This window comes from Streptomyces sp. NPDC002138 (assembly GCF_040296485.1).
Classification (GTDB): domain Bacteria; phylum Actinomycetota; class Actinomycetes; order Streptomycetales; family Streptomycetaceae; genus Streptomyces.
In genome coordinates this window covers 45,571-67,236 of record NZ_JBEOXE010000008.1, presented here as the reverse complement: position 1 = coordinate 67,236, position 21,666 = coordinate 45,571, and the positions used below count along the sequence as shown (strand labels likewise).

The 21,666-nt window shown below is 74.1% G+C and carries 22 protein-coding genes; 6 read left to right on the top strand and 16 right to left on the bottom strand.

Going from position 1 to position 21,666, the window contains the following annotated elements; genetic code table 11:
- Nucleotides 1–109: 109 nt before the first annotated feature.
- Both ABT084_RS07395 and ABT084_RS07390 read right to left on the bottom strand, forming a co-directional pair.
- A complete protein-coding gene (locus ABT084_RS07395; RefSeq protein WP_351039045.1) occupies nt 110–790 on the bottom strand; it encodes a response regulator in 681 nt (226 codons plus the stop codon).
- Nucleotides 787–2,079 carry a sensor histidine kinase gene (locus tag ABT084_RS07390; protein ID WP_351039043.1) on the bottom strand — a complete coding sequence of 431 codons (1,293 nt, stop codon included), beginning with the start codon at nt 2,077–2,079 and terminating at the stop codon, nt 787–789. The genes ABT084_RS07395 and ABT084_RS07390 overlap by 4 nt, the downstream gene beginning before the upstream one ends.
- Nucleotides 2,080–2,189: 110 nt before the next feature.
- Between ABT084_RS07390 and ABT084_RS07385 the strand changes: the two genes are divergently transcribed.
- Both ABT084_RS07385 and ABT084_RS07380 read left to right on the top strand, forming a co-directional pair.
- Nucleotides 2,190–3,182: an AEC family transporter gene (locus ABT084_RS07385; protein WP_351039040.1), complete on the top strand. Its 993-nt coding sequence runs from the start codon at nt 2,190–2,192 to the stop codon at nt 3,180–3,182.
- Complete coding sequence (locus ABT084_RS07380) at nt 3,179–3,742, top strand: hypothetical protein (RefSeq protein WP_351039037.1); 564 nt, start codon at nt 3,179–3,181, stop codon at nt 3,740–3,742. The genes ABT084_RS07385 and ABT084_RS07380 overlap by 4 nt, the downstream gene beginning before the upstream one ends.
- 25 nt (nt 3,743–3,767) lie before the next feature.
- Here the strand turns inward: ABT084_RS07380 and ABT084_RS07375 are convergent, their stop codons facing one another.
- On the bottom strand, nt 3,768–4,802 hold the full coding sequence (locus ABT084_RS07375) for a phosphotransferase family protein (RefSeq protein WP_351039034.1): 1,035 nt from the start codon (nt 4,800–4,802) through the stop codon (nt 3,768–3,770).
- 85 nt (nt 4,803–4,887) lie between these two features.
- Here ABT084_RS07375 and ABT084_RS07370 point away from each other — a divergent pair, with 85 nt between their 5' ends.
- Together ABT084_RS07370 and ABT084_RS07365 are read left to right on the top strand one after the other, a co-directional pair.
- Nucleotides 4,888–5,289 (top strand): hypothetical protein, encoded by a 402-nt coding sequence (locus tag ABT084_RS07370; protein ID WP_351039031.1) that lies wholly within the window; start codon nt 4,888–4,890, stop codon nt 5,287–5,289.
- 7 nt (nt 5,290–5,296) lie between these two features.
- Nucleotides 5,297–5,677: a hypothetical protein gene (locus ABT084_RS07365; RefSeq protein WP_351039029.1), complete on the top strand. Its 381-nt coding sequence runs from the start codon at nt 5,297–5,299 to the stop codon at nt 5,675–5,677.
- Here ABT084_RS07365 and ABT084_RS07360 read toward each other — a convergent pair.
- The 3 genes from ABT084_RS07360 to ABT084_RS07350 form a co-directional block, all read right to left on the bottom strand.
- A complete protein-coding gene (locus tag ABT084_RS07360) occupies nt 5,637–6,539 on the bottom strand; it encodes a S1 family serine peptidase (RefSeq protein ID WP_351039026.1) in 903 nt (300 codons plus the stop codon). The genes ABT084_RS07365 and ABT084_RS07360 overlap by 41 nt on opposite strands.
- A gap of 77 nt (nt 6,540–6,616) precedes the next feature.
- On the bottom strand, nt 6,617–8,149 hold the full coding sequence (locus ABT084_RS07355; RefSeq protein WP_351039023.1) for an FAD-binding oxidoreductase: 1,533 nt from the start codon (nt 8,147–8,149) through the stop codon (nt 6,617–6,619).
- 128 nt (nt 8,150–8,277) lie between these two features.
- Complete coding sequence (locus ABT084_RS07350) at nt 8,278–9,900, bottom strand: IucA/IucC family protein (RefSeq protein ID WP_502968857.1); 1,623 nt, start codon at nt 9,898–9,900, stop codon at nt 8,278–8,280.
- Nucleotides 9,901–10,021: 121 nt separating this feature from the next.
- On the opposite strand from ABT084_RS07350, the gene ABT084_RS07345 reads away from it, so the two are divergent.
- The gene (locus ABT084_RS07345) at nt 10,022–11,587 is read left to right on the top strand and encodes an IucA/IucC family protein (protein ID WP_351039021.1); all 1,566 of its coding nucleotides are present in this window, start codon (nt 10,022–10,024) and stop codon (nt 11,585–11,587) included.
- A 2-nt stretch (nt 11,588–11,589) separates the two neighbouring features.
- Nucleotides 11,590–11,745, top strand: coding sequence for a hypothetical protein (locus ABT084_RS07340; protein WP_351039019.1), 156 nt, complete (start codon nt 11,590–11,592; stop codon nt 11,743–11,745).
- A gap of 34 nt (nt 11,746–11,779) precedes the next feature.
- Here the strand turns inward: ABT084_RS07340 and ABT084_RS07335 are convergent, their stop codons facing one another.
- From ABT084_RS07335 to ABT084_RS07290, 10 genes are all read right to left on the bottom strand, one after another.
- Nucleotides 11,780–13,114, bottom strand: coding sequence for an ammonium transporter (locus ABT084_RS07335; RefSeq protein ID WP_351039016.1), 1,335 nt, complete (start codon nt 13,112–13,114; stop codon nt 11,780–11,782).
- The gene (locus tag ABT084_RS07330; RefSeq protein ID WP_351039013.1) at nt 13,111–14,535 is read right to left on the bottom strand and encodes an ammonium transporter; all 1,425 of its coding nucleotides are present in this window, start codon (nt 14,533–14,535) and stop codon (nt 13,111–13,113) included. The genes ABT084_RS07335 and ABT084_RS07330 overlap by 4 nt, the downstream gene beginning before the upstream one ends.
- Nucleotides 14,536–14,587: 52 nt before the next feature.
- Complete coding sequence (locus tag ABT084_RS07325; protein WP_502968860.1) at nt 14,588–15,505, bottom strand: urease accessory protein UreD; 918 nt, start codon at nt 15,503–15,505, stop codon at nt 14,588–14,590.
- A gap of 107 nt (nt 15,506–15,612) precedes the next feature.
- The gene (gene ureG / locus ABT084_RS07320) at nt 15,613–16,236 is read right to left on the bottom strand and encodes an urease accessory protein UreG (RefSeq protein ID WP_351039008.1); all 624 of its coding nucleotides are present in this window, start codon (nt 16,234–16,236) and stop codon (nt 15,613–15,615) included.
- A 49-nt stretch (nt 16,237–16,285) separates the two neighbouring features.
- Nucleotides 16,286–17,014: an urease accessory protein UreF gene (locus ABT084_RS07315; protein WP_351039006.1), complete on the bottom strand. Its 729-nt coding sequence runs from the start codon at nt 17,012–17,014 to the stop codon at nt 16,286–16,288.
- Nucleotides 17,011–18,735, bottom strand: coding sequence for an urease subunit alpha (ureC, locus tag ABT084_RS07310; RefSeq protein ID WP_351039003.1), 1,725 nt, complete (start codon nt 18,733–18,735; stop codon nt 17,011–17,013). The genes ABT084_RS07315 and ureC overlap by 4 nt, the downstream gene beginning before the upstream one ends.
- A complete protein-coding gene (locus tag ABT084_RS07305) occupies nt 18,735–19,274 on the bottom strand; it encodes an urease subunit beta (RefSeq protein ID WP_351039001.1) in 540 nt (179 codons plus the stop codon). The genes ureC and ABT084_RS07305 overlap by 1 nt, the downstream gene beginning before the upstream one ends.
- A gap of 14 nt (nt 19,275–19,288) precedes the next feature.
- Nucleotides 19,289–20,113: a sirohydrochlorin chelatase gene (locus tag ABT084_RS07300; protein ID WP_351038999.1), complete on the bottom strand. Its 825-nt coding sequence runs from the start codon at nt 20,111–20,113 to the stop codon at nt 19,289–19,291.
- A gap of 2 nt (nt 20,114–20,115) precedes the next feature.
- Complete coding sequence (locus tag ABT084_RS07295; protein WP_351038998.1) at nt 20,116–20,421, bottom strand: urease subunit gamma; 306 nt, start codon at nt 20,419–20,421, stop codon at nt 20,116–20,118.
- Between the two features lie 36 nt (nt 20,422–20,457).
- Nucleotides 20,458–21,423 (bottom strand): urea transporter, encoded by a 966-nt coding sequence (locus ABT084_RS07290; RefSeq protein WP_351038996.1) that lies wholly within the window; start codon nt 21,421–21,423, stop codon nt 20,458–20,460.
- Between the last annotated feature and the right edge of the window lie 243 nt (nt 21,424–21,666).

Below are 21,666 nucleotides of genomic sequence, written 5' to 3'. Positions count from 1 at the left end.
AAGAAGGTGTCGAACCGGACATCGCACCAGGGAGCCAAGTGCGATGTCATACCTGGGTAGGGGGTGGAGGAGAGGCCGGGCCCGTCCTTCGGCGGGCGCGGCGCGGCGGTCAGACGCCGTCGCCCGGCCGGACCACGCCCGCCTCGTAGGCGAAGATGACGGCCTGGGCCCGGTCGCGCAGGTCGAGCTTGCCCAGCACCCGTCCGATGTGGGTCTTGACCGTCTGCTCGGCCAGCACCAGGTGCCCGGCGATCTCCTGGTTCGACAGCCCGCGCGCGATCAGCTCCAGCACCTCGGTCTCGCGCGGGGTCAGCCCGTTCAGCCGCAGCGCCGGATCCTTGCGGGGCGCGGGCCGCTGCTGCACGAAGTCCGCGATCAGCCGCCGGGTCACCGACGGCGCCAGCAGCGCCTCGCCCGAGGCCACCACCCGGACCGCGGCGATCAGATCGGCGGGCGGGGCGTCCTTGAGGAGGAATCCGGAGGCGCCCGCGCGGAGCGCCTCGTACACGTAGTCGTCGATGTCGAAGGTGGTCAGCATCAGCACCTTCGGCCGGTGCACCACCCCGGGCGCGGGGCCCAGCAGCGCGCGGGCCGCCGTCAGCCCGTCCATCTCCGGCATCCGCACGTCCATCAGCACCACGTCGGGGTGCGTGGTCCGCGCCACCTCGATGCCGCGCCGCCCGTCGGGAGCCTCGCCCACGACGTCGATGTCGGCCTGCGCCGACAGCAGCGCGGCGAACCCCGCGCGCACCATGGCCTGGTCGTCGACGATGATCACGCGGATGGTCAACTGGAGTCCTCGGCAGGGGAGTGCAACGGCAGGCGGGCGGCGACCCGGAAGCCGCCGTCGGGAAGCGGACCGGTGTCCAGCGTCCCGCCCGTCAACCGTACGCGCTCGCGCATCCCGACCAGACCGTGTCCCGTGCCCGAACTCTCCAGCTCCACCGCCGCGCTCCGGGCCCGCCCGTTGACCACCAGCACCAGCACCTCGCCCGAGCCGGCCGCGTCGTGGCGCACCGCCACCCGCGTCGTGGCCCCCGGCGCGTGCCGCACCACATTGGCCAGCGCCTCCTGCACGATCCGGTACGCCGACAGGTCCACCGCGGGCACCGCCTCCGCCGCCCGCGCCGCCTCCGCCGTCATCGACAGCTCCACCGGCAGGCCCGCCCGCACGGTCGCCTCCACCAGCTGCTGCAGCCGCGCCAGCCCCGGCTGCGGCGCCCGCTCGCCGTCCGGACCGTCGCCCCGCAGCACCACCAGCAGCCGCCGCATCTCGCTCAGCGACTCCCGCGCGCCCGCCGCGATCGCCCCGAACTCCTGGCGTACGTCCTCGGACATGTCCGGCAGCCGGTACGGCGCCGAATCGGCCTGCACCGTGATCACCGACATGTGGTGCGCGACCACGTCGTGCAGCTCCCGGGCGATCCTGGCCCGCTCCTCCAGCAGCGTGCGCCCGGCGCGTTCGGCCTCGCTGATGCTCTCCTGCTCGGCGACCCGCCGCTGCGCGTCGCCCACTCCGCGCAGCGCGCCGGTGACCACCAGCATCACCCCGGCCAGGACGAACAGCAGGGCGTGCGTGTTCGTCACCCCGCCCGGCTCGAGGAAGCCGAGCAGCGCCCCGACCGCCCCGGTCGTCAGCCACACCCCCACCAGCGTCCGGATCGACTCGCGCAGCCCCAGGCAGGCCATCAGCAGCAGGTAGCCGAGGATGACCATGGGGGTCCACGGCCAGGACTGCCCGGCGGTGCCGTCCGCGTGGATCAGGACGAGCGCGCCGACGGTGTCCGCCGCGAGGGCGACGGCCCAGGCGGCCAGCGGCCGGGTCAGCGCCAGCAGCAGCGGCACGGTCTGGGCCACCCCCAGCGCGCCCGCCCAGCCGCCCCCCGCCTTGTAGTCGTTGGTGAGGACGGCGACCGTCACCGGCAGCAGCGTGAGCAGGGCCACCGCGACGACCGCGTACGGCAGCCGGCGCTGCCAGCGCCTGGGGGCCTGTGCGAACAAGGGCTCCGCGGCCCTGGCCGGGGTCCGCAGGACCGCGCTCAGCCCGCGCGGGGGACCGGACGTCTCTTCGCTTCGCATGATCCGACCAGGGTAGGCCGTCCCGTCGCGATCTTGAGGAGAGTAGGGTCACCGGGGCGCCGCGGTCCGACGCCCACGAGGAACAACGCGAGCGCCGGGGGTCGGGGCACATGGGTTCGGTGGCCACGCTGGAGAAACTGCTGCCGGTGCTGCTGGCGTTCGGCTGCGGGGCGGTGCTGGCCAGACGGAAGGTGGTGCCGGCCGAGGCCTCCAAGGCCTTCGCTGACTACGCGTTCCTCTTCGCCGTCCCCTGCTACCTCTTCGGCAACATCTACGCGAGCGATCTCGGCGCCCTGTTCAACTGGCGCGCGCTGTCCGGCTACGCGGCCACCGCCGCGCTCGCCGTGCTGGTGGTCGGGCTGGCCGCCCGGGCCTCGGGGGTGCGGGAGCCGCGCGGGGTGGCCCTGCGCATCATGGCGGGCGTCCAGGTCAACACCGCCTATTTCGCGGTCCCCGTCTTCATCACGGTGTTCGGTGACGCGGCGCCGATCTTCCCGGTGCTGTTGTTCCAGGTCTGTGTGCTGTCCCTGGTCGTCATCTCCATCATGGAGCTGGGGCGCGCGGACGACCTCGCGGACGGCCACGCGGACGGCCACGCGGAGGACGGCGCGGCCACCACCGGCGTCGGCACCGGGAAGCGGCTCGCCCGCGCGGTCGGCGCCTCGCTGACCACCCCGCTCGTGCTCGCCTGCAACGCGGGCATTCTGCTCAACCTGGTCTCCCTGCCGGTCCCCAAGGTGGTCCTCGACGGCTTCGCCTTCGTCGGCGACAGCGCCTCGCCGGTCGCGCTGTTCGCCCTCGGCCTGCACCTGGGCGGGCTCGGCCTCGACGTCCGGGGCACGACCCGCGAGGAGATCGCGCTGATCGCCTTCAAGTGCCTGGGCTTCCCGCTGCTCGCCTGGGCCGTCTGCGGCGGCCTGTTCGGCGTCGGCGGCGACTGGCTGAAGTACCTGGTCCTGATCGCCGCGATGCCCACCCCGCAGAACCTCTTCATCTTCGCCCAGCGCTACGACATCGGCGTCGACCTCTCGGCCGCCCTGGTCATCAAGAGCTCGGTCGCGGCCCTGCTCCTGCTGCCGCTGTGGATCCAGTGGGCGGCGTGAGGCGGCCGCTGCTGCTGACCCTGACCGGAGGCGCGGGGGCGGGCAAGACCACCCTGGCCACCGCCCTGGCGGCCACCGCGCCGCGGGGTCCCGTCCGGGTGCTGCACGGCGACGACTACTACGCCGCCACCCCGGAGCGCGGGCTCTGGCGCCCCGACCCCGCGGGCACCCTCCGCCTGGACACCGGAGACCCCCGGTCGCTCGACACGCCCCGCCTCGAGGAGGACACGACCCGCGCCCTCGCGGCGGCCCGCGTGGTCGTCGTCGAGGGCCTCTTCGCCCGGCACGTCAGCCCGGGCGAGCCCTGCGCCCGCTTCGACGTCTTCGTGGACCTCCCGGCCGACCTGCGGCTGGTCCGCAAGATCCGCCGCAAGTGCCTGGACGGCGATTTCCCCCTCGACGTCCTGCTGACCAACTACGTCGACCACCGGCGCGGTGCGCACGAGCGCCACGTGGAAACCCTGCGCGCAGCCTGCGACCTGGTCGTCGACGCGCGCCGGGACGCCGGGGTGCTGGCGCGGGCCGTCTGGGGTGCCGTCCGGGGTGGCGGGGCGGGCTGAGGCGGCCGGCGTGCGGTCGGGAGGGCTACGGGCGCGCCGACGGCAGGGGGGCCTGGCGCGGCCAGCGCTCCCGCATGCGCTCCCGGATGGCGCCCGCCAGGGTGCCCAGGGCGGACAGCTCCGGGTGCTCCGCGCCCAGCGCGGCGACGACCTCCAGCCGGTGGGCCAGCCGGCGACGGGCCGTGACCTCGCCCCACTTCCAGTCCCGGCGCACCGCCCGCGCCAAGTGGTCCACGCTCTCGCGCTCGGCCCGCTGCACCAGCGCGTCCCCGCGCAGCAGCCAGCCCGCGCAGGCGTCGGCGAGGCCGTCCGGCAGTTCCCGCCCCCGCTCCTCCCGCCACACCGCGCGGTAGGCGGCCTCGGCCCGCGCCAGCAGCGGCGCGGCCGCGGCGGTCACGAACCGGCAGGTGGGGAACCCGATCCGCAGGTACGCCAGTTCCATCAGACCGCTGCCCAGGCAGGCCTGCTCGAAGTCCACGAACCGGATCCCCGCCGGGGTGTGCATGTCGTTGCCGGGACACGGATCGCCGTGCAGCAGCGAGTCCGCCGGAGCGGCGCCGAGCCGGTCCACCAGGGCGTACATCTGGTCCTCCGCCCCGGCCGGGACGGCGGCCCCCAGCTCCCCGGCGAACCCGAGGAACGCCGCGACGTCCGCCGGGCCCGGCCCCCGCCACCCCGGCAGCCCCCCGAGGCCCGCGTCGCCGTCCGCGCCGCAGGCGTGCAGCCGGGCCAGCGCCGCCGCGTACGCCACGATCCACTCGGGTCCGGGCCGCCCGTGCTCGAGGTGCTCCAGCACGAGGACCCGCTCGCCCGGGTCGGCTCCGAGCAGCGCGGGCACCACGGGCCCGGCGCCCCGCCGCCCCGCCAGCCGCAGCGCGGCCACCTCGCGCTGGTACCGCTCGCGCGCCCCGGCCCCGGCGACGAGCTGCTTGACCACGGCGGGCCCGGAGTCCAGTTCGACCCGCCACACCCGTGAACGCGGGCTGCTCTCCAGCCGCCTTGCCCGGTGCGGCGCCCCCAACTCCGCCCGCAGCCCGTCCCCGAACGGCAACCCCGTCATCGCGCCCCCTTCGTCACCCACCGGACCCGCCCCACCCCACCACGCACACCGGCCCCCGGGCCACCCGGTTTCCGCCCCTCCTGGAGTGGGGCCACATGACCCGAGAGCCCGCAGCGCCCGCGAGCGGGCCTTCCACGCCCGCCACCTCGGGTACGACGCCCTCGTCACCGGCAGCGGGCTGCTCCGCTACCACCTGACCGCGTCCCTGCGCGGCGACCGCGACCACCTGGACTTCCTGAGGGACTGGACGGCGGGGAACCGGCCGCCCGGCGTCGCGCCGGAGGTGGCCGCGGTCCTCGACCGGCAGGCTCCGACCGCGCTGCTCCTGAACGCGTTCCTGCGCCGTCTGCGCTCCGGGGACCAGCGCACCCCCTACCCCGCCGCCGCGTTCGAGGAGGCCCTGCGGGACCGGCGCCCCGTCACGCCGCGAACCATCCGCCCGGGCCGCCCCTCGGGCGCGTTCCCCCGGACGGGGCGCCGTCGTTGAGACCGGTATGGACACTGGCGTGGAACTGCCCTCGGTCGCGGCGCCCGGGCTCGGCGAGCGGGCCGACGCCGTCGCCGACGCGGCCTGTCATCTGTACGACGCCGCCTTCCCCGGCGGCTGGAGCCGGACCGCCGCCGAGGACGCCGCCGAGGCCATCGAGACCACCGCGCACGCCCTGGGCAACGTCCACCCCCGGGCCGAGGTGATCCTCGCCCCGGTGCACGCGGCCCTCGCCGACCTGCGGCGGCGCCTGGAGCTGCCGCCGCCGGACACCGTGATCGCGCCGGGTCTGCCGCAGACCCCGCGGACCGTCGGGAACCCGCGGCGCACCCGGCGCCCGTACGGGCTCATCGCGCCGCGTCGACCGCCGACCGGTACAGGTTCCTGACGTCCGTGCCGAAGTAGGCGCTGTAGGAGGTGTCCGGTCCGGGGCCGCCCGTCTTCCAGCCGCCGATGACCCCGACCACGTCACCGGTGTTGGTGAACCGGTCGAAGTTCTTCAGGAACGGGCCGCCGCTGGTGCCGCCTGGGTACCCGGTGCAGTCGATCCGCAGGAACGATCCGGGGCTGGCCGGGTCGTTGCTGGTGAACCGGGTCGTCCGGTTGACGCACACCCGGGGCCGGTCGGCCGACGCCGGATAGCCGATCAGCCGCACCTCGTCGTGCTCGTACCCGTCGCCCGTGATCAGACGGTTCCCGCCGACCAGCTCCTCCACGACGCCGCCCTGGCTGTTCGGCCCGACCCGGGCGAAGGCCACGTCGAGGGTGGCCCCGAGATCGGGTCCCTGCTGCTGGTAGCGCGGGTCCACATGCACCTTCAGCACGGGGAACATCCCGTACGGACGGGGGGTCTTGGCCGTGTAGTGCGGGACGAACGCCACCTGCCGGGTGTCGGCCCCCAACAGGCAGTGCGCCGCCCCGAGCACCAGGTCGTGGTGCGGGGAGGCGACCACGCTGGCGGTGCAGAAGTAGGCCCCGCCCTCCTTCATCACGAACAGCCGGCCGACCACCGGGATCCCGTCGAAGTCCTGTCCGTCACCCGGCCCGGCCACCCCGCGGAGGGCGGAGTCGCGGCCCATGACCGTGGCCGACGCCATCCGCTCCGGAGTCCAGAAGGCCTGGGCCTCGCCGGCCGTCCAGGGGCGGGCGCCCCGCGCGGGCGCCCCGGAGCCCCCCGCCCCGGCGGGCACCTGCCCGATGCCCACCACCACGGAGGCCGCGGCCACCACGACAAGCGTCCGACGCAGCATCGCACCACACCGCATGCTGAATTCCTCTTCTCGCTGTTGACCGGATCCGAAGCGGGGTACCTCGGGGAGCGCGCGCACTAGACCGCCTGCGGGAAGTCGAAGAGACGGCCGGGATCGTAGGCGCGCTTGACCTCTGTCAAACGAGCGAGGTTGCCCCCGTAGTACGCCTCGCGCCAGTTTCCGAGCCGGGGATCCGTGTAGTTCTGGTACGCGCGCCCGCCCGCCCACGGCCGCAGCCGCTGCCAGAGCCCGTCCAGCCAGGCCTGGTGCCGCCCCACCTCCGTCGGCGTGGCCGCCCGGGGCCAGTACGCGAGGTACTGGGCCAGGAAACCGGCCCCCCGGTGCACGAAGGCCGTCGCCGCCGGGTCCACCCGGCCCACGGCTCCCCCGCACACCCCGTCGAACTGCACCACGCCCCGCCCGCCCGGGGGCACCGCCGAGGCGTAGCGCCGTACGCCGTCCAGCGCGGCCGCCACCGCGTCCTCGGGGAGCCCCGCCGCGGGCCAGAAGTCCGAGCGGGCCGCGTAGTCGTCCCGGCCGAGGTGCCCCAGCGGATCGTGCCCGGGCAGCCGGCCCGGCAGCCGGCAGCCGGCCGGCGTCTCGTCCCGGCAGCCGGACATCGTCCGCATCGTCTCGCCGTAGCCCAGCACCTCCACATGGCTGTCGCGGGGCCGGATCCCGACCGCGTCCGCCAGCCGCGACACCTGCTCCTCCAGCGCCCGGCGCCCGTCGAGGCACAGCACCCGCACCGCCGCGGGCCCCGGAGCCGTACCGGGCTCGGCCACGAACTCCACCTGGCTCCAGAACGGGTCCGCCAGCGCGCCCAGCCACCGCTGCCAGCCGCGCAGCAACGCGGCGGAGTCCGCCCACGACCAGTGCAGTTCGGCGAGGGCGCAGTCACCGGCCGGACGGGTGCGGAACCGGAACTCGGTGACCACCCCGAAGTTCCCGCCGCCGCCCCCGCGCAGCGCCCAGAACAGGTCCGGGTCCGCCCGCGCGTCCACCTCGCGCACGACCGCGTCAGGGGTGACGACCTGGATCCCGGTGAGCTGGTCGCTGGTCGTCCCGAAGGCCCGGCTGGTGACCCCGAGACCACCGCCGAGGGTCAGCCCCGCGATCCCGACGGAGGGACACAGCCCGGTGGGCACGGCCACGCCCCGCTCCGCCAGGCGCGCGTTCACGTCACCGAGCCGGGCTCCGGCGCCCACCCTGGCGCCCCCGGTCCCGGTCTCGACACCCGCCAGCGCGCCGACGTCGATGACCAGGCCGGGGCCCGTCGAATAGCCCGCGTAGCTGTGCCCGCCGCCGCGCGGGACCACGGCCACCGCCGACCGGCGGGCGAAGGCCACGCAGGTCGCGACGTCCCCCGGATGCGCGGGGTAGGCGACCGCGCCGGGAGCGATCGCGTCGTAGCGCGGCTGGAAGAGCCGGCGCGCCTCGGCGTAGTCCGGCCGGCCGGGCAGCACCACCCGCCCGTCCAGGTCCCGGGCGAGCGCCTCGAAATCCGCGGCGCGCCGCCCGGCCCGGATTCCCGGTGGCCGGGTCGCGCCGACGGAGGCGAGGACGGCCGCGGCGGCACCGGCGAGGACGTGACGGCGATCGAGGCTCATGTCCCACTAGTGCCATCGCCGCCCCCGATCGCCCGGGGGACAGGGCCGCTCACCGGCCCGGCTCCCCCCGAACGGCCCACTTCCCGGCGCCCGCGGACCGCCCGCGCGGCCCGCCGGAGGTTCCCGGCTCAGGGTCGCGGGACGAGCCCCGAGCACTCCGACGGATGGCCGAGGGTGGTCCACAGGTCGCCCGGGGTCTCCGGGCTCAGCCGCATCAGGGTGAGCGCCTTCGTCGGCAGCGGCCCGGACAGCAGCGCCGCCGTGTCCGGGGTGCGCTCGAGCGCCGGGGTGGCGGCGGCCAGGTCCGCGGCGAGCGAGCGGGCCGAGCCCGCCAGCGACGCCAGTGCCCCGGTCACCAGCGAACCCAACAGCTTGCGGCGCAGCACGCTCTCGTCGTCCGTGACCAGCCGGCCCGCCAGGGGCGGCGCCGGGATCCCGTGCGCGGCCAGCCGGGCCGGGCTGATCCGGATGTCCGCGAGGTCCCGGTAGACCAGCCGCAGCGGCTCCCCGTCGGCCGAGAGGACCACCAGCAGGTTCTGACCGTGCGCCTCCAGGGCCACGCCGAGGTCGAGCACCCGCAGGCACACCGACAGCGCGAGCCGCGCGAAGGCGGCCCGCCACGCGGGTGAGCGTGCCCTCAGGGTGCCCACGAGGGCCCCCACCGGCACGACCCGTTCGCCCGCGCCGGTGTCGGCGTACCGCTCCGGCGGCTCGCGCAGCACGGCCGCCAGGTCTGGGCTGTGCGCGGTGACCGCGCCCAGGGTCCGGGTGACGTGCAGCCGCCCGTCGAGCCGGGCGGCCAGCGCGTCGGCGAAGGCCGACACCGCCGCCGCCGTCTCGATCGAATACGCCGAGATGTCCCGCACGGACGAGGTCAGCCGGGTGCTCAGCGCGGTCTTCAGCTGCGGGGCGGCGCCCGCCGGGGCGAAGCCGTCCAGCGGACCGCCCGCGACCGGGGCCAGCGAGCGCAGCGCCATCAGCGGATGCGCCGCGATCCCCGGCAGGTCCCGCACCGCCGCCCCGGGGAGCCCGGGCACGTGCTCCTCCTGCCACGGGTGCACCGGGATCAGCACGCGCTCCCCGTCCCGCAGCGCGGCGGGCCATCCGCCCGTGACCAGGCTCGCGTCCGCCCGTACGGCCCGCAGGCCCAGCGTCACGACCGGCCGGTGCTCGGGGGCGTACGCCAGCTCCTCGGCCACGGAGAAACCGGGGCGGTAGCGGCAGTTGGGGTGGTAGGGGTGCCCGTCCACCACCCGCTGCTCCCACTCCCACACCGCGACCGGGGGCCCCTCGCCCCGGTGGGCCCGCTGACCGGCCCGGGAGAGCGCGAGGGAGGCCGTACTGCCGTCCAGCTCAGCCGCGAAGGCGGCGCCGTGCGGCACCCGGAGCGCCGCCATCAGGTCCGCTGCCCGGTGGTGTGTCCTGCCGTCGAGGTCCAGCTCGCGGACGTAGGCGACGGTCGCGTACGGGTCGGGGAGCGGCCCGCGCAGCCGGGCGCCGTCGGCGAGCAGCACGGTCAGCGCGTCGCCGGACACCTCGCGCCGCACCACCCACGGCAGCGGTTCGTGGGCGAGGGCCCGCCAGAGCCGGGTCAGGACGGCCGCCCGCGCCCCGCGCAGCGTCGCCGCGTAGACGGGGCCGAGCCCCGGCCGTACGTCGTCCAGCCGGGCGGCGACGGCGTCCTCGGCGGCGGATCCGGGGGCATGGCCACTGGGGTACAGGGCGGTACTCCTTCGCTCGCGTTCCCTCACGTCACGGGAACGTGTCCGGTCGTCGGGTTGCCGGGGCCATCATCACCCGAACGCCCCCGCGGCCGCTCGGATCGTCGATACTGAAGATCACTGCCGGACCTAGAGGGAAGTCCGTGGACCCTTGGAATTCACCGCCGCCGCGCCGCCCGCCGCCCCCGCCGTCACCGCCGACGAGTACGCCGCGGCGCCGCTCCTGAACTGCCTGCTGCGCGAGGCCGCCGACCCCGACCCGGACGAGGACGGCGCCTACCGGCTGCGCGGCAGCGGGCGGCTGCTGCGCGTGCGCGCCGGGCGCCGCCCCACCGGGCCCGAGCTGCGGGCGGCCGACGGCTGGCACCCGCTGAGCCACACCGACCTGGTCAAACTCACCGCCGACGAGCTGCGCCGGTACACGGGCGTCCCGAACGACGAGCTGCCCGCCGAGATCGCCGACAGCCGCGCCGCGATCGGCGCGCTGCTCGCCGCCCGCGCGCGGGCGACGGCGGCGGACGATCCGTACGTGCGCTCCGAGCAGTCGCTGCTGATGGGGCACCCCCACCACCCCGCGCCCAAGGCCCGCGGCGGGGCTCCGGCCCGGTCCTGGCTGCCCTACGCCCCCGAGGCGCACGCCCGGTTCCCGCTCGCCTTCCTCGGGCTGCGCGCGGACCAGCTGCTCGAGGAGGGCGGCGCGCCCGCGGCCCGGCTGTTCGAGGCGCTCGCCGACGCCGCCGGGGCGCCGCCCGTCCCCCCGGGCTACGTGCTGCTGCCGGCGCACCCCTGGCAGCTGGAGCTGACCGGCGCGAGCCCGGAGCTGCGGGCCGCCTTCGCCGACGGGCGGCTGCTGCGGCTGGGCGACGGCGCCCGTCCCGGTCATCCGACGGCCTCGCTGCGGACCGTGTACCTGCCCGGGCCGGCGGCCGACCTCTTCGCCAAGTTCAGCCTCGACGTCCGCATCACCAACGACGTGCGCCGGCTGTGGCGGCACGACCTGCTGAAGCTGCGCCGTACCGACGCGGCCGTCAGCGCCGCCTTCGCGGCGGTCCGCGCGCGCTCCGGGACCACGGCCGCCTGGACGGCCGACCGGGGCTACCGCACGGCGGCCTTCGCCTTCGAGGAGCTGGCCGTCATGGTCCGCGACGGGCTGCGGGAGCACCTGCTGCCGGGCGCCACCCCGCTGCTGGCCGCCGCCCTCGCCGAGGGCTCCGAGCCGGGGCCGCTGGAGCGGACGGCCGATCCGGCCGGCTGGTGGCGCGCGTACCTGCGCCAGGTGGTGCCCCCGGCGCTGGAGGTCTTCGCGCGCCACGGAGTCGTCCTGGAGGCTCACCTCCAGAACACCCTGATCGCGGTCGACCGCTCCGGCACCCCGGTGCAGGCCCTCTTCCGGGACGCGGAGGGCGTCAAACTCCTGCCGGAGACGGGCCGGGAGGAGGGCTGGCAGCGGCTGGTGTACTGCCTGGTCGTCAACCACCTCAGCGAGATCGCCGCGACCCTCGCCGACCGCCATCCGGGCGTCGCCGGGGAGCTGTGGCCCGCCGCCCGGGCGGAGTTCCGCCGCTACGACGAGACCCACGGCCTCCCCGAGGTCCGGGCCCTGCTGAGCGCGCCGACGCTGCCGGGCAAGACGAACCTGCTGCTGCGCTGGACCCGAGCCGACGGCGCCGCCGCCCGCTACGTCCCGCTGCCGAACCCGCTGCGCGGGCCGGAGTGACCGTGAACCGCGCGGCAACCGTGAACCAGCCGCCCCGGGCCGTCAGTTCACCGGTGCACGTCAAGGACCAGCTGCTGACCCCGGCCCAGGTCACCGCCGAGGTCAACGCCTACCGCGCGGCGGGCACGTCCTTCGAGGACACCGTCCCGGCCAACTGACCGCCGCGCCGCCGCGGAGAGGGACCGGCGCGCATCACTGGTCCGGCCGGCCCGTCATCAGGACCTCCCGGAGCCGCGCCACCAGCTCCGAGGCGCTCTCCGGCTCCTCCCGCGGCGGCGGCGCGGTGTCGTCCGCCGCGAGCTGCTTCAGGTGGTCGGACAGCACCTCGGCGTAGGCCTGCTCGTGCTCGATCATCCCGCCGGGCCGGCGCAGCCCGATGGTCGCCCCGATGGCCTTGCCGATGAGCGCGGTCATGACGAAGGCGAAGAGCCCGAGGACCACCACTGCGGTGAGCTGCCGGCCGAGCAGCTCCCAGGAACCGCCGTAGAACAGGCCCTTCTTCCCGGTGAGCGCGCCGGTCGCGGTGAGGCCGGCCATGACCATGCCGACGATGCCGCCCCACCCGTGGATGCCGACCACGTCGAGGGTGTCGTCCACGCCGAGGCGGTACTTCCAGCTGATCGCGACCGCACAGGTCAGCCCCGCGAGGAAGCCGGTGACGGTGGCCCACACCGGGGTGACGCCACCGGCCAGCGGGGTCATGGCGACCAGACCCGTGACCGCGCCCATGCACATGTCCAGCAGCCCCACCTGCCGGGTCCGCCACCAGCTGGTGACGGCCCAGCCGGCCATCGCGGCACCCGCCGCGAGCTGGCTGTTCAGGAAGGCCATCGCGGCCCCGCCCGGAGTGCCCAGGGAGGAACCGGTGTTGAAGCCGAACCAGCCGAACCACAGCAGCGACAGACCGATGACGACGAGCGGCAGGTTGTGCGGACGGATGCCCTGGCGCTCGAAGTCGGCGCGCTTGCCCGCGACGATCGCGAGCGCGAGGCCCGCGGCCCCGGAGCCGATCTCGACGACCGTACCGCCGGAGAAGTCGACGGCGCCGAGCTGCTCGGCCACCCACCCCCGCGGGTCGAACACCCAGTGCGCCATGGGGATGTAGACCAGCAGGGTCCAGGCGCAGACGAAGGCGATCCAGCCGTTCATCGAGGCCCGGCCCGCGATGGAGCCGCTGATCAGGGCCACCGTGACGATGGCGAAGGACATGTGGAAGACCACGAAGGTCACCGTCGGCACGTCACCGGTCAGGGAGTCGATGCGGACCCCGCGCAGGAAGGCGTGGTCGAGGGTGCCGATCATCCCGAGGCCGCCCGCGTCCGGCCCGAACGCCAGCGAGTAACCGACCGCGAACCACAGCACGGTGACGATCACCACGCAGAAGAAGCACATCTTGAGCATGGCGATGATCTGGCCGGTGCGGACCATCCCGCCGTAGAAGAACGCCAGTCCGGGCGCCATCAGCAGCACCAGGGCCGTGGCCGTCATCAGCCACGAGGCGTTGCCCGAGTCCCCGATCGTCGTCACTTGTCCCGCTCCCGTCGTTCCAGGACCGAGAGGACCTCGGCCAGCAGTGCGGCGTCCTGCGCGGCCGGGTCGGCCGACCGCCCGTCGGCCGCCTCGCCGAGCCTGGGCCCGGGCCCGGCTCCGACCCCGGTCCGGGACCGGGCGGGGGCCCGGCCGGGCTCCTCGCCCCGCTCGCCCATCCGGTCGCGGATCTGCTCCAGCGTCTCGGAGTCGTAGGCGACCTCCTCCTCGCGCCCGGGGACGTTCTCGTACTCCTCGGAGGTGCGGAAACCGACCGTCCTGTCGATGATCCGCGCGATGATGCAGGTCATCGTGAAGGAGAAAGTGCCGACGGCCAGGACGGCGAGGGCCTGGCGCCACAGCTGGTCGAGCCCGCCCCCGTAGAAGAGGCCCTTCCTGCCGCTCATCGCGGCGGTCGCGAAGAACCCGATGGACAGCACCCCGACGATGCCGCCCCAGCCGTGCACGCCGACCACGTCGAGGGTGTCGTCCACGCCGATCTTGTACTTCATGTTGATGGCGAAGCAGCAGACCACACCGGCGGCGAAACCGATGATCAGGGCGCCGACCGGGGAGACCTCACCGCAGGCCGGGGTGATCGCGACCATGCCCGCGACGGCCGCCGAGGCCACGCCCAGCATCTCGACGTGCCCGAGCCGCCACTTCTCGATGACCGGCCAGCCGATCATCGCTCCGGCGGCCGCGAGCTGGGTGTTGAGGAAGGTGACCGGCGCGCTGCCCTCGACCTGGAGGGCCGATCCGGCGTTGAAGCCGAACCAGCCGAACCACAGCAGGGCCAGCCCGATCACCACGAGCGGCAGGTTGTGCGGCCGGATCGGATCGCGCTCGAAGTCCCGGCGCCCCCGCAGCACGATGGCCACCGCGAGGCCCGAGGCGCCCGAGCTGAGCTCCACCGGCAGGCCGCCCGCGTAGTCGAGGGCGCCGAGCGACGCGGCGATCCACCCGTCCGGCGCGAACACCCAGTGGGCGGTGGGCACGTACACGATCAGGGTCCAGGCGATGACGAAGACGAGCCAGCCCCTCATGGTGGCCCGGCCCGCGATCGAGCCGCTGATCAGTGCCACCGTGATGATCGCGAACGACATCTGGAAGCAGGCGAAGATCACGGTCGGGATCGAGCCGTGCAGGGTGGTCATCCCGACGCCGCGGAAGAAGGCGTGGTCCAGATCGCCGATCAGGCCGGCGCCGGCGTCCTTGCCGAAGGCGAGGGAGTAACCGACCGCGAGCCAGATGATGGTGACCAGCGACAGGCAGGCGAAGCTCATCTTGAGCATCACCAGGACGTGTTTGGTCTTGACCATGCCGCCGTAGAAGAAGGCGAGGCCGGGGGTCATCAGCAGCACCATCGCGGTGCTCGCCATCATCCAGGCGGTGTTACCCGTGTCGTAGCCAGGAGGCATGGGGGGCGGATCCTTCGGTTGGGCAGGTGGGGTCGGGTCGGGTCGTGCGCGGTCAGGTCTTGCGGAGGTCGGGCGCCGGGCTGCCGATGAGCCGCAGGCGTACGGCGTTCCACGCGGCGGACAGGGCCCGCGAGACCTCCTGGCCGCGCTCGCCCAGCACCCGGACCCAGGCCCCGCACTCCTGCGGCAGCACACTGACCCCGTGCGGCAGCCCGCAGTCCGCCAGGGTCGCGTGCAGCAGGTCGGCCACCTCGCGGGCCGGGGCCAGCGGGGTCACGACGAAGAAGGCCGCCATCACGCCGTGCCCGCCCAGCACGGCCGGTCCGGTGACCCCGCCGCCACCGGGCTCCAGCCGTACGGTGTCCAGCGCGACCAGGCCGCCGTCGGGGCGCCGCACCTCGAAGTCGGAGGCGAAGACGGCGTACGCGTGGCGCTCACCGCGCGCGAGCCGCCCGGCCAGCACGGTCTCACTGGCGAGCACGGTGGCGGAGGGGTCGGCGGTGATGACGGTGCGCTGGTAGAAGCGGGACTCGACGTAGGGGATCACCGGATCGGGCAGGTACTCGACGTACGCGCCCGCTCGGGCGGTCAGGAGCGTCTGCGCGACCGCGTAGTCGTGCTCCATCCGGTAGACCTTGGTCGCGGCCTGGGTCGTGACGTGGGCCGCGGTGCCGGGCCCGAACACCAGGTCCTGGCGCAGCCGGTCGGCCTGGATGACGCCGCCGCCGGTGGACATCAGGAAGGTCACCGGCAGATCCGGGCGGTGCGGGTCGAAGTACAGCGGCCGCATGATCTGGAGCGGGGACTTCTGGTAGTGCCGCACCAGCTCGGTGCGGCCCCCGCGCCGCTCGAAGCCGAGCTCCAGCAGGCCCACCTTGCCGGGGCGGCCGACCCCGAGGGTGTCGGGGACGGCGGAGTGGCGGCGCACCTCCGGAGGGACGCGCGGGGGTTCGTAGTGCGCGGGCTCCAGCCGCCCGGGGGACCGGGCGGGCGTCGCCCGGTGCGGTGCGGGGCCAGGGCCAGGGCCAGGAGGGGGAACAGGGGCGGGGACGGCGGTCGGCGGGACGGCCACGATGCTCACGCCGGTACCCGGCGGAAGGACTCGACGAAGGTCGCGATCTCCTCCAGGCCGTATCCGGTCAGGCAGTTCGTGAGCACCACCGGGCGCCCCTCGCGCACGTGGTGGGCGTCGCGCTCCATCACCCCCAGGTCGGCGCGGACGTACTGGGCGATGTCGATCTTGTTGATGACCAGCAGGTCGGACTCGGTGATGCCGGGCCCCCGCTTGCGGGGCATCTTCTCGCCCTCGGCGGTGTCCAGCACGAACAGGAACAGGTCCACCAGCACCGGGCTGAAGGTCAGCGTGAGATTGTCCCCGCCCGACTCGTACAGCAGCGTGTCCACATCGGGGAAGCGCTCCAGCATCTCGGCGCCCGCGGCCAGATTCATGGTCGGGTCGTCGCGCACCGCCGTGTGCGGACAGGCTCCGGTCTCCACGCCGACCACCCGCTCGGGGTCCAGCACCCCCGCGAGGGTGCGGCGGACGTGGTGGGCGTCCTCCTGGGTGTAGATGTCGTTGGTGATCACGGCGGGCCGGTGACCGCGGGCGATCAGCACCGGCACCAGCGCCTCGATCAGCGCGGTCTTGCCGGAGCCGACGGGACCGCCGATACCGACCCGCAGGACGTGGTCGTCTCTCATGGGCTGTTCTTGCCTCTCGCAGTAGGAGCAGTAGGAGGAGGGGGAGTGATCAGGTGGCGAACAGGCGGGCCTCGGCCCGCTCGTGCCGGGCCGACATCACGTCGGCCAGGGGGACGCACCCGCCGAGGTCGGCGAGCTCGCGCCGCAGGGCCGCTTCCGCCACCTCCTCGATGACGGGAGCGGTGGCGCGGAGCACGACCTGGGCCCGGCGGTGGTCCGTGAGCCGCAGCCGCAGCGCGGCCCCGGTGAAGCTCGCCGAGAACGCGAACAGGTCGCTGACCACGGCCGCCCGCGCCGGGACGGCCGCCGCCGCGTACGCGACCCCGGCGGCCACGGCCTGCGTCCCGGGCGCCCGTTGGGCGGCGACCAGCTCCGCATACCGCTCCAAGGGCGCGCCGCCCACACACTCGCGGGCGATGTCCAGCAGCTGGCGTCCGGTCCGGGTGGCCGCGCGCCGCAGTCCCTCGTTCAGCTTGGCCGCGTACAGCCTGCGGTCGATCTCGCCGAGCCCCGCCCAGTCGCCCGCGGCCGCGGCCCGGTGGGCCAGCGCCAGCGCGGTGGCGTCGGAGGGCCCCACCGAATGCCGCAGCAGGTCGGCCAGCAGCTCCGGCACGCCCTCGGGGGTCACGGCCTTGGCCTGGGCGTATCCCTCCAGGCCGTGCGAGAGCGTGTAGAAGCCGCTGGGGAAGGAGGAGTCGGTCAGCTGGAGGCTGACCAGCAGGGCGGCGGAGCCGATACCGCCGTCGGCCGTGGCGCTCGTACCGCGCGGGGTGCTCATGCCAGGTAGAACAGGTGGTTCAGAGGCAGTTCGCGGGCCGGTTCGATGGTGGCGGGCACCCCGTCCAGGGTGACCTTGTAGGTCTCCGGGTCCACGGTGATCTCGGGCAGCGCGTCGTTGTGGAGCATGTGCTGCTTGCCGATGGTCCGGCAGTGGCGCACCGGCAGCACCCTGCTGTCCAGCCCCAGCCGCTCCGGCACGCCGAGCGCGATCGCGGCCTGCGACATGAAGGAGACCCGGGTGGCCTGCTTCGCCCTGCCGTACGCCCCGAACATCGGCCGGTAGTAGACCGGCTGCGGGGTCGGCAGCGAGGCGTTCGGATCGCCCATCAGTGCCCAGTTGATCAGGCCGCCCTTGATGACCATCTTCGGCTTCGCGGCGAAGGAGTGCATCGGCCACAGCACGATGTCGGCGAGCTTGCCCGTCTCCAGCGAGCCGATGTGCTCGGCGGTGCCGGTGGCGATGGCCGGGTTGATCGTCATCTTCGCCAGGTAGCGCATGACCCGGAAGTTGTCGTTCCGCTCGGTGTCCCCGGCCAGCTTGCCGCGCTGGTCCTTGCAGTGGTGCGCGGTCTGGAACGCGCGGGTCCAGGACTCGCCGATCCGGCCCATGGCCTGGGAGTCCGAGGAGAAGATCGAGATGACGCCCTCGTCGTGCAGGACGGTCTCCGCCGCGATCGTCTCGGCCCGCACGCGGGAATCGGCGAAGGAGACGTCCTCGGGGATGTCGTGCGAGAGGTGGTGGCAGACCATCACCATGTCGAGCAGCTCGTCCACCGAGTTGACGGTGTAGGGAAGCGTCGGGTTGGTGGAGGAGGGCAGGACGTTGGGTTCGCCCGCGATCCGCATGATGTCCGGGGCGTGCCCGCCGCCCGCGCCCTCGGTGTGGAAGGTGTGGATGGTGCGCCCGTCGATGGCGGAGCGGGTGTCCTCGAAGAAACCGGACTCGTTGAGGGTGTCGGTGTGCACCGCGACCTGGACGTCGTAGTCGTCCGCGACGTCGAGGGCCTTGCTCAGCGCGGCCGGTGTGGTGCCCCAGTCCTCGTGCACCTTCAGCCCGCAGACGCCCGCCTCGACCTGCTCGATCAGCGCGTCCGGCAGCGAGCCGTTGCCCTTGCCCAGCAGGCCCACGTTGACCGGGAGGTCCTCGACGGCCTGGTACATCCGCCCGATGTTCCAGGGGCCGGGGGTGCAGGTGGTGCCGTTGGTGCCGTCGGAGGGGCCGGTGCCCCCGCCGATGAGGGTGGTGATGCCGTTGGAGAGCCCGTGTTCGGCCTGCTGCGGGGCGATGAAGTGGATGTGGGTGTCGATCCCGCCCGCCGTGGCGATCAGGTGCTCGCCGGAGATCACCTCGGTGCCGGGGCCGATGACCAGCTTGGGGTGCACCCCGGACTGGGTGTGCGGATTGCCCGCCTTGCCCAGGCCGGCGATCATCCCGTCCTTGACGCCGAGGTCGCCCTTGACCACGCCGAGCACCGCGTCCATCACGACCACGTTGGTGATCACGAGGTCGAGGGCGCCCTGCAGGCTGGTGGCCTGCGGGTCCTGGGCCATGCCGTCGCGGATGCCCTTGCCACCGCCGTAAACGGCCTCGTCGCCGTAGTGCCCCTCGTTGTGGTCCTTCTCGACCTCGACGACCAGATTGGTGTCCGCCAGGTGGAAGCGGTCCCCGATGGTCGGCCCGAACAGGTCGGTGTACTGCTTGCGGCTCAGGACGGCCATCAGTTCTCGCCCTTCTTGTGGCTGTGGCTCTTGTTCTTCTTCTTGTGGCCGTCGCCGCCGTGGCCGTGGCCGTCGCCGTCGCCGCCGTGACCGTCGCCGCCGGGCCCCTCGTGCCCGTCCTCGTCGCCGGAGGCCGCGGCGGCGCCGGGCCGTCCGGGTTCCTCGATGCGGGCGCCCAGGAAGCCGAGTTCGACGGCCCGGCGCAGCGCGCGGTTGCGGGTGTCGGTGGAGCCGAGCCCGCCGTCGACGAGCGAGCTGAAGCCGATGAGGCGGCCGTGGCCGCCGAACGCGGTCAGGTGGACCTCGCGGGTGTCACCGGGCTCGAAGCGCACCGCGGTGCCCGCGGGGAGGTCCAGGTGCATGCCGTAGGCGGCGTTGCGGTCGAAGTCCAGGGCCCGGTTGGCCTCGAAGAAGTGGTAGTGCGAACCGACCTGGACGGCGCGGTCGCCGGTGTTGGACACAGAGACCGTGGCCTTGCGGCGGCCTGCGTTGATCTCCACGGTGCCTTCGCCGTAGAGGTAGGTGGCGCCACCGGACATGGTGGTGGTTCCCTTCAGTGGGGGGAGTGGTCGGGGTCGTGCGGGTGCGCGCGCGGGTGCGCGTGGTCGTGGCCGCCGTCCGGGCCGTGCGCATGCGCGTAGCCGTGCCCGTGTTCCGCGTCCAGCCCGGCGCCCGTGCCGTCGTCCCCGTGGGCCAGGCGGTGCAGGGCGTGCGCGACCCGGGACCGCAGCACCTCGGCGATGGCGGCTTCGGTCAGCAGCGGCCCGGTGTCGAGCACGCCCGCGGGCACGCCCCGTACGTCGTCCAGGGGCCCGAACGCCGCGCGGAGCAGGGCGACATGGCGGGCCCCGAGGCGGCGGCACCGCTCCACGCCCTCGGCGAGGTCCGGGTCGCCCCCGTCGAAGGCGACCTCGACCCAGCGGTGCGCGCCGTACTGCCGCACCAGCCGGGCCACCCGGAAGAGGTCGGCGTCCTCGAACGGGCCCGCGGCGGGCGCCGTGATCAGCACCGCCGAGGTCTGCGGAGCCGACCGCACCGCCCTCAGCGCGGCCGTGCGCAGCCACGCGGTGAGGTGGTCGACGGTGGCGAACGGCGGCGCCAGCGCCAGGCGGTCCCGGCCCTCGCCGCGCCCGAGCCAGCGCAGGGCGCGGGCGCAGTCGGCGATCAGCCGCGGGTCCCGCCCCAGGGTCATGGGAACCACGCACACCGGGCCGGGAGAGGCGGCGAGCGCCGCGCGGACCGCCTCGGCCAGCGGCCGCCCGGCGGCCACCCCGCCGATGGCGGCCCCGCCCTCGTGCCCCGCGCCCAGGACCACGGCGGCGGGCGGCGCCTGGCCGTCGTGACCGCTCTGTTCGGCCGCGTCCACGACCGTGGTCACCCTCAGGCCCCGACGGGGTCGTGACAGGAGACCAGCTTGGTGCCGTCGGCGAAGGCGGCTTCGACCTGGAGCAGCGGCAGCATCTCCCGGACCCCGGCCATGACGTCGCCCGCCGCGACGACCTGCTTGCCGAGTTCCATGCACTCCGCGACGGTCTTGCCGTCCCGGGCGCCCTCCAGGATGCCCTCGCTGATCAGGGCGCAGGCCTCGCTGTAGTTGAGCTTGACGCCCCGGTCGCGCCGCTTGCGGGCGAGATCGGCGACGACGTAGATCCAGAGCTTGTCCATCTCACGGGGAGCGAGATTCATCGGTCACTCACTTTCGGGCGGGTGGGCTGGGGGAGTTCAGGTGCGGCGCAGCCGGGGGATCGCCGGTACCGCCGCGACGAACACCAGCGAGGTCAGGACGAACGGCCAGGTGAAGGTGTGGCCGCCGAAGGGGGCGAAGAACGCGGCCATGGCGGTCGTCAGGCCGGTCGCGGCGGCGGCGCCGAGCACCGCGTAGCCGAAGCTCCAGCCGCCGGTCACGAGGAACACCCCGCACAGGGCCATGGCGACGAGGACGCTGTTGTAACCCATCAGGCCCTCGGAGACGCCCTTGGCGGGCGAACCCATGGCCCAGGCGACGAAGAGGGCCACGGCGCTGCCCACGCAGGCCATCGCCGCGGCGACCCGGCTCGCGACGGTGATTCCGGCGAGGAAGACGAGGCCGACGTACCACTGCGGCATGAAGAAGATCTGGCCGAAATTGGCGAAGAAACCGTGCCAGAGCTGTTCCCAGTCCAATGCGGTCGTGTCCACGGCCGGTTTGGGGAGTGCGGCGAGATCGGGACCGCCGTGCCATACCCGGGAGAAATTGGGCGCCGCGACCGTCATGACGCTCGCCATGATGCAGAACGGCATTGTGAAGGTCGGGATGTCCCAGGTGCCGAGAATGGTCGCGAGCGCCGAGGTGATCACGACGACCGTGATGCACCCGCCGATGGCCAGCAGCACCGTCGAGAGATGCCGGGCGCCGAGAAAGACGGCGAACGACAATGCGACGAGTGTTCCGTTGAAACCGCGCAGGCCGGCCGAGACGAGGGTGCGGTCGATTCCGAAGGCGTAGGCGGTGGCGGTTCCGACCACGCTGCCGAGCAGCCCGTAGAGGGCGAACTCCCAGCCCGCCGCGGCGAGGGCGCCGATGAAGAAAATGCCCGTGACCGCATGGGGCATGAAATCGACTTGGGCGACACCCCGTAATACTTCCTGAACAAAGCTCGCGGGTTGGGCGGGAGCTGGGGTACGGGGCTCGGTAAGCGAACCGTTCATGCGTCAACCCTAGCTTCCGGGCCGTCAATTCCATTCGATGCGACGGGGTGTTGCTCCGGTGAATACCGGTGTCCCGGCGGGGTTGTCCGGGGCGCCGCACATAGGGATGTCATTTAAATCGGCTCCCGGTCGGGCCGGGGTTGTCCGCCGTGAGGTCATCGTGGCCGTATCGAGCCCAGACCTTGATGTTCCGCCTGCCGTTGTCGCTTCGAGACGCATTCGCAACGCCTCCGACTCGTCCGG

Excerpts from the sequence above, each read along its gene's own strand:
- ABT084_RS07305 (WP_351039001.1), bottom strand. The coding sequence starts at position 19,274 with ATGTCCGGTGGCGCCACCTACCTCTACGGCGAAGGCACCGTGGAGATC.
- ureG (WP_351039008.1), bottom strand. The coding sequence starts at position 16,236 with ATGAGAGACGACCACGTCCTGCGGGTCGGTATCGGCGGTCCCGTCGGC.
- ABT084_RS07330 (WP_351039013.1), bottom strand. The coding sequence starts at position 14,535 with ATGCCTCCTGGCTACGACACGGGTAACACCGCCTGGATGATGGCGAGC.
- ureC (WP_351039003.1), bottom strand. The coding sequence starts at position 18,735 with ATGGCCGTCCTGAGCCGCAAGCAGTACACCGACCTGTTCGGGCCGACC.
- ABT084_RS07390 (WP_351039043.1), bottom strand. The coding sequence starts at position 2,079 with ATGCGAAGCGAAGAGACGTCCGGTCCCCCGCGCGGGCTGAGCGCGGTC.
- ABT084_RS07290 (WP_351038996.1), bottom strand. The coding sequence starts at position 21,423 with ATGAACGGTTCGCTTACCGAGCCCCGTACCCCAGCTCCCGCCCAACCC.
- ABT084_RS07375 (WP_351039034.1), bottom strand. The coding sequence starts at position 4,802 with ATGACGGGGTTGCCGTTCGGGGACGGGCTGCGGGCGGAGTTGGGGGCG.
- ABT084_RS07295 (WP_351038998.1), bottom strand. The coding sequence starts at position 20,421 with ATGAATCTCGCTCCCCGTGAGATGGACAAGCTCTGGATCTACGTCGTC.
- ABT084_RS07355 (WP_351039023.1), bottom strand. The coding sequence starts at position 8,149 with ATGAGCCTCGATCGCCGTCACGTCCTCGCCGGTGCCGCCGCGGCCGTC.
- ABT084_RS07315 (WP_351039006.1), bottom strand. The coding sequence starts at position 17,014 with ATGAGCACCCCGCGCGGTACGAGCGCCACGGCCGACGGCGGTATCGGC.
- ABT084_RS07385 (WP_351039040.1), top strand. The coding sequence starts at position 2,190 with ATGGGTTCGGTGGCCACGCTGGAGAAACTGCTGCCGGTGCTGCTGGCG.
- ABT084_RS07365 (WP_351039029.1), top strand. The coding sequence starts at position 5,297 with ATGGACACTGGCGTGGAACTGCCCTCGGTCGCGGCGCCCGGGCTCGGC.
- ABT084_RS07360 (WP_351039026.1), bottom strand. The coding sequence starts at position 6,539 with ATGCTGCGTCGGACGCTTGTCGTGGTGGCCGCGGCCTCCGTGGTGGTG.